Raw genomic sequence first — 12,866 nt, 5'->3', positions numbered from 1 at the left:
CTTTAAATTCTCAATTAAAAATATGGATGATCACTTTATTATTAATGATCGTGCTTATAATTTTAGTAGGGGGCCTAACAAGATTAACTGACTCTGGTCTATCTATTACTACCTGGGAACTTTTTGTTGGCACATTACCTCCTTTAACAAGTGATCAATGGATAGAATATTTTGATCTTTATAAAACAATACCTGAATACAAAGAGCAAAATTTTAATATGACTTTAAATGAATTTAAGATAATTTTTTGGTGGGAATGGGCACATCGTCAATTGGGTAGATTAATTGGTTTGACTGTGCTTTTGCCCATGATCTATTTTACAATTAAAAATGGTTTTTGGATTTTAAAAGAATATTCACTAATTTTTTTATTAGTGTTTTTTCAAGGATTTATGGGATGGTATATGGTTTCAAGTGGTTTGGTTGATAGAGTTGATGTTAGCCATTATAGATTATCAATACATTTATTTATTGCTTTTGTAATTTTGTCTTTAGTTTTCTGGAAATTTTTAAAACTAACAAATATAAAAATTAATCATATTAATATTAAATTAAATTCAATTAAATTTTTTCTTTTATTATTATTTTTGCAATTAATAATTGGAGCATTTGTGTCGGGGATGGATGCAGGAAAAATTTATAATACTTGGCCCTTAATGGGCTCATCATATTTCCCAGATGACAGTGTAATCAATGATTTGTTTAATCTTACTGTGTTTGATGATCAATCACTTGTTCAATTTATTCATAGAAATTTAGCATATTTAATTGTCATAATATATTTTTACATGCTTTATTTTGTTTTAAAAAATGGAAATACAAATTTAAGAATTCCAATCTTCATTATTGGAATTTCTTTATTGTTTCAAATTGTTTTGGGAGTTCTTACAATTTTATCTGGAGTAAAAATGCTTTATGCATCTGTACACCAGATAAATTCTGTTTTTATAATACTTTCAACATTGTATTTTCTTTTTATTACAAAATATAAAGAGAATGTTTATTAGTTTCTATTCGTAGACATATAAAACTCAAACTAACTAACAGCTTTTAAATTACCTTTAGAGGATTTATCTAAAGCTTGATCTAAATCATCAATAATATCATCTATGTGTTCTAGACCTATGCAAAGTCTCACATACCCTGGTGTTACTCCAGCTGCAGTTAGTTCATCTTCTGTTAACTGACTGTGTGTAGTTGTAGCAGGGTGAATAGCTAGACTTCTTGCATCACCAATATTAGCAACATGGTAAAACATTTTTAAAGATTCAATAAACCTTTTTCCAGCATCTATTCCTCCAGCTAATTCAATACCAACTAATGCACCATTTCCATTTTTTAGATATTTTGTTGCACGACTTGATATTTCTTTCTCATGTTCGGTAGCGTAAATTACTCTATTAATTGCTTTATGTTTTTTTAAGTAATCAACTACTTTAGCCGCGTTTTCACAATGTTGTTTCATTCTTAAAGCAACAGTTTCTAAACCTTGAATTACGCCAAATGCATTATCAGGTGATAGGGCAGAACCAAGATCTCTAAGCAATGTAACTCTTGCTCTAACTGCAAAAGATACATTTGCTCCTGTTAATTCTGGTACTGCTTTACCCCAAACAACACCACCATAACTAGCATCAGGTTCGTTAAATAATGGTTGTCTTTTAGCATCTGCAGTCCAGTCAAAATTACCACCATCAACTAGAGCGCCACCAACAACTGTTCCATGTCCAGCTATATACTTTGTAAGTGAATAAACAACTACTGCAGCACCATGTTCAATTGGTTTACAAATAACTGGTGCAGCTGTGTTATCCATTATTAATGGTATATTATGTTTTCTACCAATATCAGAAACTTCCTTGATTGGAAAAACCCTTAAATATGGATTTGGTAATGTTTCGCCATAAAAAGCTCTTGTTTTGTCATCAACAGCTTTCTCAAAGTTTTTAGGATCTGAAGGATCAGCATACCTAACTTCAATTCCAAGTTTACTCAAAGTGTGTGTAAACAAGGATACAGTTCCACCATATAAATCCGTTGAACTAACTATGTTATCACCAGCTTGTGCAACATTTAAGATTGCAAAAGTAGATGCCGTTTGTCCTGAAGAAACCGTAAGACTTGCTAGACCTCCTTCAAGTGCTGACAATCTTTTTTCTAGAACATCATTAGTAGGATTCATGATTCGAGTGTAAATATTTCCAAACTCTTTTAGAGCAAAGAGATTTGCTGCGTGCTCTGTGCTATTAAATTGATATGATGTCGTTCTATATATTGGTACAGCTACAGAATTTGTTGCTGGATCGCTTCTATAGTCACCACCGTGTATAGCTATAGTTTCTGGATTATTTCTTTTTGTACTCATTTTTACTCCTTTTTTAGTGCTTTAACTTTATGTAAGGCGCACAATACAGATCAAATGCCTACCAATTTGCAATGTTATGAAAAATTCCTTTTTAGCAGTTATAAGCCCGCAATAGGATCAAATCGGCAAGTAAGTTATAGCATATAAGCTACATAATTCAAGGTAAATATAAAATTGACTTTGTAATTATTAATAGTATTAATCCTCGCACAATGACAAAATTCACTAAAAAAGACCAATTAACTTCATCTTGGTATGAAATAGACGCAAAGAATGCAGTAGTTGGAAGATTAGCAACTATTGTATCTAATATAATTAGAGGAAAAAATAAAACAACATATACACCTCATATGGATGATGGTGACTTTGTTGTAGTTAAAAATATTGAACAAGCAAAATTTACTGGAAAAAAATTTCAGGATAAAAAATATTACAGACACACTGGCCACCCAGGTGGAATTAAAGTTACAACGCCAGAAAAACTTCATGAAAAAAAACCTGGAGAAACTTTAAAAATGGCTGTTAAAAGAATGCTACCAGGCGGAGTACTGGGTAGAAAACAATTAACAAAATTAAAAATATACGCAGGTAATGAGCATCCTCATTCTGCACAAAATCCGACTGTAATAGAGTTAGATAAATTAAATAGTAAAAATATAGCTAGAAACTAAGATGGAAAACACTCAATCAGCACCAAAATCTCCAAAATTAAAATTAGATTTTAAAGACAGTAAATATGCTACTGGCAGAAGAAAAACATCAATTGCAAAAGTTTGGTTAAAAAAAGGTTCTGGTAAAATTTACGTAAATGGTAAATTATTTAGTGAATATTTTGCTGACGAAACTCATAAAATGCAAATTACAAGACCTTTTGAAATTATTAATCAGGCTACTGATTACGATGTAAGATGCAGTGTAAAAGGAGGAGGACCTACTGGCCAAGCAGGGGCTATGGTTCATGGTATTTCAAAAGCTTTAGTATTATTTGATGAAAATCTAAAAGCCACCTTAAAAACAGAGAAACTTACTACCAGAGACTCAAGAGCAGTTGAAAGAAAAAAACCTGGTAGAAGAAAAGCTAGAAGAAGCTTCCAATTCTCTAAAAGATAATTTTTTTTTAATTTTTAACTGTTATAATAAAAAATGCCTAAGCTTAACGCATTAGTTGCTGGATCAACTGGATATATTGGTGTTCAATTAATTAAATTATTAGTTAAACACAAATATATTAATATTAAATACCTTTGTGGAAACTCTTCTGTGGGTAAACATGTCAAATTTTACGATAAATCTTTATCTAAATATAAATTACCAAAAATTTTAAAATTTAATAAAAAACTATTAAAAGACGTTCATGTTATTTTTACAGCACTTCCAAATGGGGAAGCACAGGATATATCCAAACATTTAAGCAAAAATCATACTTTAATAGATCTTGCTGCAGATTTTAGATTAGAAAAAGCTTCTGATTATTTAAAGTGGTATAAACAAAAACATCGAGCAACTAATTTAATAAAAAAAAGTATTTATTTGCTTCCAGAAATTAATAGAAAAGAGATTAAAAAATATAATATTATTTCATGTCCAGGATGTTATCCAACATCAATATTGCTTCCTCTATTTCCTTTATTTAAGAAAAATTTAATTAAATTAAATAATATAATAATTGATTCAAAATCTGGATATTCAGGCGCTGGTAGAGGAGTTCACAAAAAGTATAAAGATAAAAATCTATATGAATCTTTAAGTGCATATGGAGTTGGTTATCATCGTCACAATTCTGAAATAGATCAAATGTTAAGAAAATTTACTAAGAAAAAATTTGAATTTAGTTTTACTCCTCATTTATCACCAATGTTCAGAGGTATTTTGAGTACTATATATGTTGATTTAGAAAACAATATTTCACAAGCTAAAGTATTAAAAACATTAACTAGTTTTTATCAAAATGAGAGTTTTGTAAAAATATTAAAACCTGACTCTTTGTTAAGTACCAATGAAGTAATAAATACTAATAACTGTTATATTTCTGTGTGCAAATCTAAATATAGTAATAAAATTATCATTCTATCTGCTATCGATAATTTGATTAAGGGTGGAGCAGGTCAAGCTGTGCAAAATTTAAATAATAAATTTAATTTTCCTGAAAAGACTGGTTTAAAATGAGAAAATTTATAATAATTTTTTTTTCATTAATATTAGCCAATTGTTCTTTAAACAAAGATTCTCAATATTGGACAGAAAATTCTATTGAAAATAAAAATAATCAAAAAAAAATAAATCAAATATTAAAAAAGGCAGACGATATAACGTCAATGACTTTAGAGGAATATGAGATTTATATAGATGACTATACAAAAAAAAGTAAATATCCGGATATAAGTAAATGAGTAAATTAATTAATATTGCAGTAGTAGGACTTGGTCAGGTTGGCAATTATTTGCTAAATGAACTAAACACAAAAAAGAAAGATATTGAACTTAAAACAGGCAAGAAAATTAATGTGGTGGCTGTTTCTGCTAGAAATATTAATAAAAAAAGAAAATTCAAAGTTAATAAAAAAATATTTTACAAAAATCCTTTAGAAATTTTTAAGAAAAATAATATTGATATATTATTTGAAGCTATAGGTTTATCAGATGGAATTTCTAAAAAAGTTGTAGAAACTGCTTTAAAAAGTAAAATCCATGTTATTACACCTAATAAAGCTTTAATATCAAAACACGGCAATGAGTTAGCAAAACTTGCAGAAAAAAATAAAGTTAATTTGGAATTTGAAGCATCAGTTGCTGGAGGTATCCCGATATTAAGATCTATTAAAGAAGGATTAGCAACAAATAAAATATCAAAGGTTTATGGAATTCTTAACGGCACTTCAAATTACATTTTATCTGAAATGGAAAATTCAAATGAAAATTTTGCTGACGTTTTAAAAAAAGCACAGATACTTGGTTATGCCGAACCTGGTAATCCTAAATTAGACTTAAACGGATTTGACGCATTTGCCAAAGTAAGAATTTTATCTGCTTTAGCTTTTAATAGTAAAATTTCAAAACATAAATGCTTAATGGAAGGAATAGAAAAAATAGAATTGAAAGACATTAAAATTGCAAATCAATTAGATTTAAGAATAAAGCTTCTTGGTATTTCTGAGTTAAAGAATAATCAACTTTTTGAGACTGTTCATCCATGCTTAGTTAGTAAAAAATCCTATATAGGTAATGTAAATGGTGTAATGAATGCAGTTATTTTGCAAGGTAAACCAGTTGGTGAAAGTGTATTACAAGGTGAAGGAGCAGGACCTGGCCCTACATCATCATCATTACTTTCTGATTTGTTATCTATTTTACGTGGTAATATAAAGAAACCTTTTGGTGTTACTGTTTCAAAGCTTAAATCTTTAAAACCATACAATGTAAACAATTACGTTAATTCATTATATTTAAGGTTTGAAGTAAAAGATAAACCCGGTGTATTATCCCAAATAACTAATCGTCTAGCTAAATATAAAATATCTGTAAAAAGATTGATTCAGACACCTGATAAGAAAAACAACAAAGCAACAATTGTTATAATTACACATAAAACATCGGAAATTAACTGCCATAATTGCTTATCGATATTTAAGAAAAACAAAAATATATTAAAAACACCAACCTTAATTAGATTGCTTGGTTAATGGAAATTTATTTAAAACTTTTTGAAGTTTTATTTCCAGTTTTTTTTATAGTCGGTATTGGATACTACTTAGGTAAAAAAAATCCAAACTTTGATAACTCTTTTATAACCAGTTTTGCTTCAAATGTAGGTACACCAGCAATGGTTATTTACGCTATAACCTCAACAGGTATATCTTTCGATATTTATGCTAGTTATTTTATTTATTACTTAATAGCAATTATTGGTTTTACTTTAACTGGAATAATAATTTTATACTTATTAAAAACTAAAGACATCATAAGAGAGGTGCCAGTTTTTATCTTGCCAAATAATGGGAATATGGGCATACCGATATGTCTTTTTGCATATGGTTCCCAAGGTCTTGGAATTGCTGCATCTATATCTTCATTAATCATTTTACTACACTTTACTCTTGGTGTTTTTCTTGCTGATAGAAAATTTGATTTTAAAATTTTGATTAAAAATCCACCTTTTTATGCAATAATTTTTTCTGTTGGTTTTTTGTATTTTGATTTAGAAATGCCAAAGGCTATCATTAATCTTACTGAGCTGTTAACTTATACTGCTATTGTTTTAATACTTATGTCTTTAGGTATAGCATTAACAAAGTTAAAAGTATTTTCTCTAACTAACTCAATAATTTCTTCAATTGGAAGAGTAATAATTGGTCCAATAATTGGTTTTATCATAATAATATATTTTGATTTATCAGGGTTTGGTGCAGGTGTTATATTAATTCAATCAGCCATGCCTAGTGCAATATTAAATTATCTTATTGGTTTAATGTATTCACCTAAGGAAATAGTTGATAACATTGCTAGTACCATTGTTGTCTCTACATTAATGTCGTTTATCACAGTTCCGCTTGTTGTATTCTTTGCTTTAAAATACTTCTATTAAGAGATATCTTTCTTTTATGAAGGCTATAATTTTAAACGCATCTGCCTGGATGATTGTTCCTGTTATGGATGCTTTTGCTAAGTATTTAAGCTCATCTATGGATGTATTGCAGATTACATGGGCTAGGTACTTTTTTACTGTAGTCTTTACGTTGTCCTTAATGCTTATCTTTTATAGACAATCATTAGTTTGGACAAAAAAACCAGCACTTCAATTAATAAGAGGATTAATTTTTGTTTTTTCTACTTACTTATTTTTTTATGCAATATCCGAAATTTCTCTTCCAAAAGCTTTAACCCTAGCTTTTGTAGCTCCAATTTGCGTTACAGCCTTATCTCCATTTTTTTTAAATGAGAAAGTAGGGGTGAAAAGATGGACTGCTGTATCATTAGGATTTATTGGAACTTTAATTGTAATTAGACCTGGCTTTATTGAGCTTAATTTAGCTACAATGGCAGCTTTAGGTAATGGAATTTGCTATGGATTTTACCTTATAATCACAAGAAAGCTCAGCACTTCTGATAACCCACTCTTAACGCTTTTACTCTCAGGTTTGATAGGTACTATCATTATTAGTCTATTTATGCCTTCTGTTTGGGTTAATCCTACTTCAAATCAATGGATTTTAATGGCCTTAATCGGCCTTATAGCCTCTGTAGCGCATCTTTTCCTTATATTATCACTGAAATACGCTGATGCCTCTAAATTAGCTCCTTTGGGCTATACAGAGATTATTACAAATATACTCATTAGCTACTATTTCTTCCATGAACTACCTGATAATTGGACATATTTAGGACTGTTCATTATTGTTCTTAGTGGCTTATACATTTCTAGAAGAGAATATTTGCTCACTAAGCCTAAATAATAGTAAATAAATAAGTACTATTATATAATGTATTACATTAATATACAGACATAAACTATTGTAATAATTAAATAATTTTATTATTTAATAAATTATAAAATAACATATTATTATTAAAAAAATTAAATATATCAAAAATTAAAGGATTAATTTCAATACTTTCGAGTGAAAAAAGACAAATATGACAAGTATAAAAATCTAAAATCAGCAATATGCATCAGAAGTGTTTAATATCAAGGGTTTTTAAGGGTTTTGAATTTATATAATTGAAATAAATTTTAAAATAGATGAGTAGGGTAGTAGAAATTCACATAAAATTGATGAGATTTTGGGCATTAAATTAGCACTGATATTATTGAAAACTAGAGCAATGCAGTTATAGAATATATGTTTTAAACGGCCATAGAGGTGCTTTATTTAAGTATATCTTCATATATAGTACAACTGAAGGATGCATAATACTATTTATGCAAAAATACCCTTAAAAATTAAAAAAATGTTGATTTTACAAGTGTTTTTGATCATAAAATAGTCTTAAAAAGATGCTAAATGTCAACTTTTTCAGATCTCAATAAACGCAGCTTTGTTTTAATTCCGCCTTTTCCTGAGTATCCACCAAGGTCTCCATCGGACCGAATTACTCTATGACAGGGTATTTTTGGGGCATATGGGTTTTTTCCACACGCATTTGCAACAGCACGGGCTGATTTAGGTCTTTTTATAGCAATCGCGACCTGTTTATAGGTTTTTACTTGTCCTTTCGGTATTGTTTTTAGATATTTCCAAACTTTCTGCTGAAATTTAGTTCCTTCAAGTAACTTCATGATTATTAATTTATCTTATTGACATTAAAATTCACTTAATATATTACTAACGATAATTAATTGTTATCAATAGTAATTATATGAATGAACTGACAACAGATCTAAAATTGCTTCATGAAGAAACTCTAAATAACCTTAAAAGTTCTAAGGCTAATAACACTTTAAGAGCATATAAATCTGACTTTAAAGACTTCGGAGATTTTTGTGCAAAGCATGGGTTAAATCCATTACCAACAGAGCCAAAAATAATTTCCTTATATTTAACCCATCTTTCTAAAAACTCAAAAATAAGCACTTTAAGACGAAGATTGGTGTCAATAAGCATGGTTCATAGACTCAAAGGGCATTATTTAGACACTAAACATCCAATTATTGTTGAAAATTTAATGGGAATAAGAAGGGTTAAAGGAAGTATTCAGAAAGGAAAAAAACCATTATTAATCAATTATTTAAAATTAATTATTAATGTAATTAATGAACAAAAAACTGAGGAAATAAAAAAACTTCGAGACAAATCAATAATCTTAATTGGTTTTGGAGGAGGTTTTAGAAGATCCGAAATAATTTCAATTGATCATGAGGATTTAGAATTTGTTTCTGAAGGTCTTAAAATCACTATTAAAAGATCAAAAACTGACCAATTTGGAGAAGGAATGATTAAAGGACTACCCTACTTCGATAATAAAATTTACTGTCCTGCTACAAATCTAAAAAAATGGTTAGAAATTTCTAAAATTAAGTCAGGACCTATTTTTAGAAGATTTTCTAAAGGTTTATTATTAACAGACAAAAGATTAACTGATCAATCTGTGGTTTTATTGATGAAAGAATATTTGAAGTTAGCAGGTATTGAAAATAAAAATTTTTCAGGCCATAGTTTAAGATCGGGATTTGCAACAGTTGCTGCTGATTCAGGAGCTGATGAACGAAGCATAATGGCTATGACAGGTCATAAAACAACACAAATGGTTAGAAGATATATTAGAGAAGCAAATATATTTAAAAATAATGCATTAGATAAAATTAAAATTTAAATTTATAAAATAAAAATTTTAATTTATTTATTACCAATGCAATAAACATTGAAATATTGTATTTTGGTTCATCCAACATACCCTTGTAAGGAATAATTGAATTATTTCCTTTTAAATAATATTTTCTGAAAAATTTAGGATTAAAACCATATTTCAATAAAAATATTTTTGTACCATCATTCAGTTTAACTTTATTATTTCTAGTTGTTAAAGAGTTAAAGTGATATACTTTAAATTTTGATATCCCCTTAAAAATTCTTACATTTTCTAACCATAACTTCATACAAAAATCAGGATCTGATCCATCTCCTGGATTGAATTCTTCACTAAATCCACCAATTTTATCCCATAATTCTCTGTGAATTAAATGAGGAGCCCAATGGGAACTTTGTAAATCAGGTGTATCGTCATCAATACAAAATTTTAAGAACTTATTTTCATCAAAATTTTCTAAAGTATCTCCACAATTATAATTTATTAGACCAAATCTTGTAGATACATTTGTACCAGATAAATAATAAAAATTATTTTTTTGTTTATTAATTTCATCAATTAAATATTTATCCCAATTTTTACAAAAATACATATCATCATGAGCATATAATAAAAAATCTGAAGTACTTAATTTATAAGCATTATTCATTGAACTGCACAATCCAATATTTTCATTGCTATGAGTGAATTTGAAATTATTTTTTGTGATATATTCTAAGGTACCATCTGAGCCATCGTTAACATGAATAACAATCTCATGTTCAAACAATGAGTTTTTTTTTAAAGAATTAAGAAAAAATTTTAAATAAGATAAATTATTAAATGTTGGTATCAATATTGATATTTTCATCAATATAATATTGTTTTATTACCTAAAGATTTATCGATAATATATTTAGTGGTTTTTAATTCATTAAATAACTTAAAATATTTTTTTTTACCATTTCTTGCAATTTTAATTCTTGATTTTTCATTTTTTTTATAAAATTTTATTTTTTCAGACAAATCATTAATTCCATTATAGAAAATAATCTCATTATTATTAAAAAAATCATTCATTTGTGTTTTTTTATCTATAAATGTTAAAAGACCATTACCCATTAATGAAGCTATTCTATTGCTAGAATAATATTTTGTAGGCAAACCCCTACTAAGGTTCAGTCCCATTTTAGAGTTTACAAGTGCTTTATAAAAATTGTCACCCCATATAGGTTCTTTGTTAGCAAAACCATAAAAATCGTAATTAATATCATCAATTTTTTTTATTAAATTATTTAAAAAATTAATCCTGCTATCCGTCTTCCCCTTTTTAAGTTTTGCTCTGTTAACACCGTGACTCATTGCATAAAATATATCTCTAGTTGGATTCAAATTATAAACATCAAAACATTCAATATTACTGTCAACAGGAACAAAGAAAAAATGTAAATTTTTAACTTTCGAATTTTGTTTTTTAAATATACTTGGGTCTGTAGTAATAAAGTTGTGATCAACAAGATTTGCATAATAAGATATATTTTTAATATTTGTTTTCGAATAATCCAAACTTGGCATAATAGGATCTTCATTCCATTGAGATATAATCAGATTCTTATTAATAGACCTAAACTTATCTATTGTTTCTAAATCTACATTTTTAGTATGACCAAAGAATAAAAAATCTGGATTGTAATTCTTAAAAGTTTCAATTAAAAATTCTTGAAATTTTGTTGAACTGTTTTTTAATGAAAAGTTTCTATTTTGTCTAACAAAATCTCTGTCACTAATTTCTAAAACATCATGACCATTTCTTATAAATCCATTAGTAAATTTTTTACCAAGTGAGATATTATATAACCTATGATTTAATTTTTGACCTGTATTGTAAATGTTTATAATTCTAAGTTTATTTCTTATAAAGTTAAGATTAAACTTTTGAACACAGTTTTCTCTAATCTTATCGATTAATTTTGAATTTTCTTTTATTTGATGTTTAACTTTTTTGAAACCATCATATTGAATTTTCTTTCTATATTTCTCATTTTTAATTAATTTTTTGATTTTTAAATATAATTCGTAAGAATTTAATTTTTTTAAAATAACACAATGATCTGTTGTTTCGGGTAATCCACCTCTATTTGAAATGATTGTAGCACATGCCCTAGATGAAGATTCTAAGGCTGTTCTACCAAAAGGCTCTTCCCATCTTGAGGGAACAACTGCTATTTCAGATTTATTTAAAAACTCTAAAACCTTTTTATGTTTTAAGAAACCTAATTCTATATGATTGTGATGATTTATTACAGGTCTACTTCTACTTTCATCGCCGATCGAATATGCTTTCCAATCTTTAAATTCATTAAGTATTTTAATAACCGCATCTTTGTATATATCATATCCTTTTGACTCATTTAATTTACCTACAAATGTAATTTTTTTTTCTTTTTTAAAAATTTTTTTTTCTCTATGTATACTTGGGTATACTACTTCAGTTTTATTAATTAATTTTTTATCTAAATTTAAGAAAAAACGATTTTGCACCCATTTACTTACAAATATTATTTTATCTATTTCATCTAATAATTTTAATCTTTCATTGACGGTCTTAGATCCATTCATCGATAGAGGATCATTATGAAAATACATTATATATTTTGTATTAATTTCATTCTTTAAAAAGTTAAAAACTAGAGGTCGATTATGAATTTCTATAATATCAAAATTAATATTTTGTGTTTTTTTTATAAAATTTTTACAGTATTCATTTGTTGAGCTAGAAAATTTTGACTTAAGATTGCTTATGTTAATATTTATGTAATTTTTTGTTAAATAATCTTTACCTTTTGTGTTTCCAAAAATATAATTTTGATTTTTAAATTTTGAAAATTTATAAAAATCGCATACCCATATAGCAGCAGCCTGAGCCTTATTGAATGTATAATTTTCTTTATATGGTAATATAGTAGCAATTTTAAGATCTTTGCTCATAATAATCTTGTAATATAGTTAAACGTTTTTTTCTATTTTTTTTAAGCTCATATTCAAATTTTAATGCTTTAGATTTAGTCTTAAAAATCTTTTTGAAAATTAATATCCATTTATATCCTCTAGTTGATTTTGCACCCTTACCTAAATTATGTTTTATTAATCTTCTTTTATAGTTAATACTGTATCCAACATAAGTTTTAACTTTTTTATGAGAAATGCTTTTAAGCATATAT

General features: G+C 27.3%; 14 protein-coding genes and 1 riboswitch. Of the genes, 9 read left to right on the top strand and 5 right to left on the bottom strand.

The genetic code is table 11. The annotated features are described in order from the left end of the window. The first annotated feature begins 26 nt into the window (after positions 1 to 26). Positions 27 to 1,007: a COX15/CtaA family protein gene (locus tag AMN81_RS02850; RefSeq protein ID WP_256998210.1), complete on the top strand. Its 981-nt coding sequence runs from the start codon at positions 27 to 29 to the stop codon at positions 1,005 to 1,007. A 29-nt stretch (positions 1,008 to 1,036) separates the two neighbouring features. On the opposite strand, the gene AMN81_RS02845 is transcribed toward AMN81_RS02850, so the two are convergent. Next, entirely contained in the window at positions 1,037 to 2,365 is a 1,329-nt protein-coding gene (locus AMN81_RS02845; RefSeq protein ID WP_072090615.1) for an O-acetylhomoserine aminocarboxypropyltransferase/cysteine synthase family protein, read from the bottom strand. 2 nt (positions 2,366 to 2,367) lie between these two features. Further along, positions 2,368 to 2,434: riboswitch (SAM riboswitch) on the bottom strand. Between the two features lie 143 nt (positions 2,435 to 2,577). Between AMN81_RS02845 and rplM the strand changes: the two genes are divergently transcribed. From rplM to AMN81_RS02810, 7 genes are read left to right on the top strand one after another with little or no spacing between them, the layout of a single operon-like run. Next, positions 2,578 to 3,036, top strand: a complete 459-nt coding sequence (gene rplM, locus AMN81_RS02840; RefSeq protein WP_072090614.1) for a 50S ribosomal protein L13 — start codon at positions 2,578 to 2,580, stop codon at positions 3,034 to 3,036. Between the two features lies 1 nt (position 3,037). Beyond that, complete coding sequence (gene rpsI / locus AMN81_RS02835; RefSeq protein WP_072090613.1) at positions 3,038 to 3,475, top strand: 30S ribosomal protein S9; 438 nt, start codon at positions 3,038 to 3,040, stop codon at positions 3,473 to 3,475. 33 nt (positions 3,476 to 3,508) lie between these two features. After that, positions 3,509 to 4,531, top strand: a complete 1,023-nt coding sequence (argC, locus tag AMN81_RS02830; RefSeq protein WP_072090612.1) for an N-acetyl-gamma-glutamyl-phosphate reductase — start codon at positions 3,509 to 3,511, stop codon at positions 4,529 to 4,531. Continuing rightward, positions 4,528 to 4,755 (top strand): hypothetical protein, encoded by a 228-nt coding sequence (locus tag AMN81_RS02825; RefSeq protein ID WP_072090611.1) that lies wholly within the window; start codon positions 4,528 to 4,530, stop codon positions 4,753 to 4,755. Before argC ends, AMN81_RS02825 begins: the two co-directional genes overlap by 4 nt. Beyond that, on the top strand, positions 4,752 to 6,044 hold the full coding sequence (locus AMN81_RS02820) for a homoserine dehydrogenase (protein WP_072090610.1): 1,293 nt from the start codon (positions 4,752 to 4,754) through the stop codon (positions 6,042 to 6,044). The genes AMN81_RS02825 and AMN81_RS02820 overlap by 4 nt, the downstream gene beginning before the upstream one ends. Next, positions 6,044 to 6,946: an AEC family transporter gene (locus AMN81_RS02815; protein WP_072090609.1), complete on the top strand. Its 903-nt coding sequence runs from the start codon at positions 6,044 to 6,046 to the stop codon at positions 6,944 to 6,946. The genes AMN81_RS02820 and AMN81_RS02815 overlap by 1 nt, the downstream gene beginning before the upstream one ends. 16 nt (positions 6,947 to 6,962) lie before the next feature. Then, on the top strand, positions 6,963 to 7,814 hold the full coding sequence (locus tag AMN81_RS02810; protein WP_072090608.1) for a DMT family transporter: 852 nt from the start codon (positions 6,963 to 6,965) through the stop codon (positions 7,812 to 7,814). Between the two features lie 545 nt (positions 7,815 to 8,359). On the opposite strand, the gene AMN81_RS02805 is transcribed toward AMN81_RS02810, so the two are convergent. Next, complete coding sequence (locus AMN81_RS02805; protein ID WP_072090607.1) at positions 8,360 to 8,638, bottom strand: methylated-DNA--[protein]-cysteine S-methyltransferase; 279 nt, start codon at positions 8,636 to 8,638, stop codon at positions 8,360 to 8,362. 80 nt (positions 8,639 to 8,718) lie between these two features. Between AMN81_RS02805 and AMN81_RS02800 the strand changes: the two genes are divergently transcribed. Next, complete coding sequence (locus AMN81_RS02800) at positions 8,719 to 9,672, top strand: site-specific integrase (RefSeq protein WP_072090606.1); 954 nt, start codon at positions 8,719 to 8,721, stop codon at positions 9,670 to 9,672. On the opposite strand, the gene AMN81_RS02795 is transcribed toward AMN81_RS02800, so the two are convergent. From AMN81_RS02795 to AMN81_RS02785, 3 genes are read right to left on the bottom strand one after another with little or no spacing between them, the layout of a single operon-like run. After that, on the bottom strand, positions 9,662 to 10,516 hold the full coding sequence (locus tag AMN81_RS02795) for a glycosyltransferase family 2 protein (protein ID WP_072090605.1): 855 nt from the start codon (positions 10,514 to 10,516) through the stop codon (positions 9,662 to 9,664). The two genes, AMN81_RS02800 and AMN81_RS02795, sit on opposite strands and share 11 nt — an antisense overlap. Then, the gene (locus AMN81_RS02790; RefSeq protein ID WP_072090604.1) at positions 10,516 to 12,633 is read right to left on the bottom strand and encodes a glycosyltransferase; all 2,118 of its coding nucleotides are present in this window, start codon (positions 12,631 to 12,633) and stop codon (positions 10,516 to 10,518) included. Before AMN81_RS02790 ends, AMN81_RS02795 begins: the two co-directional genes overlap by 1 nt. Then, entirely contained in the window at positions 12,617 to 12,862 is a 246-nt protein-coding gene (locus AMN81_RS02785) for a GIY-YIG nuclease family protein (RefSeq protein ID WP_080986897.1), read from the bottom strand. Before AMN81_RS02785 ends, AMN81_RS02790 begins: the two co-directional genes overlap by 17 nt. Positions 12,863 to 12,866 lie beyond the last annotated feature (4 nt).

The organism is Candidatus Pelagibacter communis, from assembly GCF_001179845.1.
Taxonomy (GTDB): Bacteria; Pseudomonadota; Alphaproteobacteria; order Pelagibacterales; family Pelagibacteraceae; genus Pelagibacter; species Pelagibacter ubique_Q.
The sequence above is the reverse complement of the archived record's forward strand: the minus strand, read 5'-3'. Positions and strand labels throughout refer to the sequence as shown.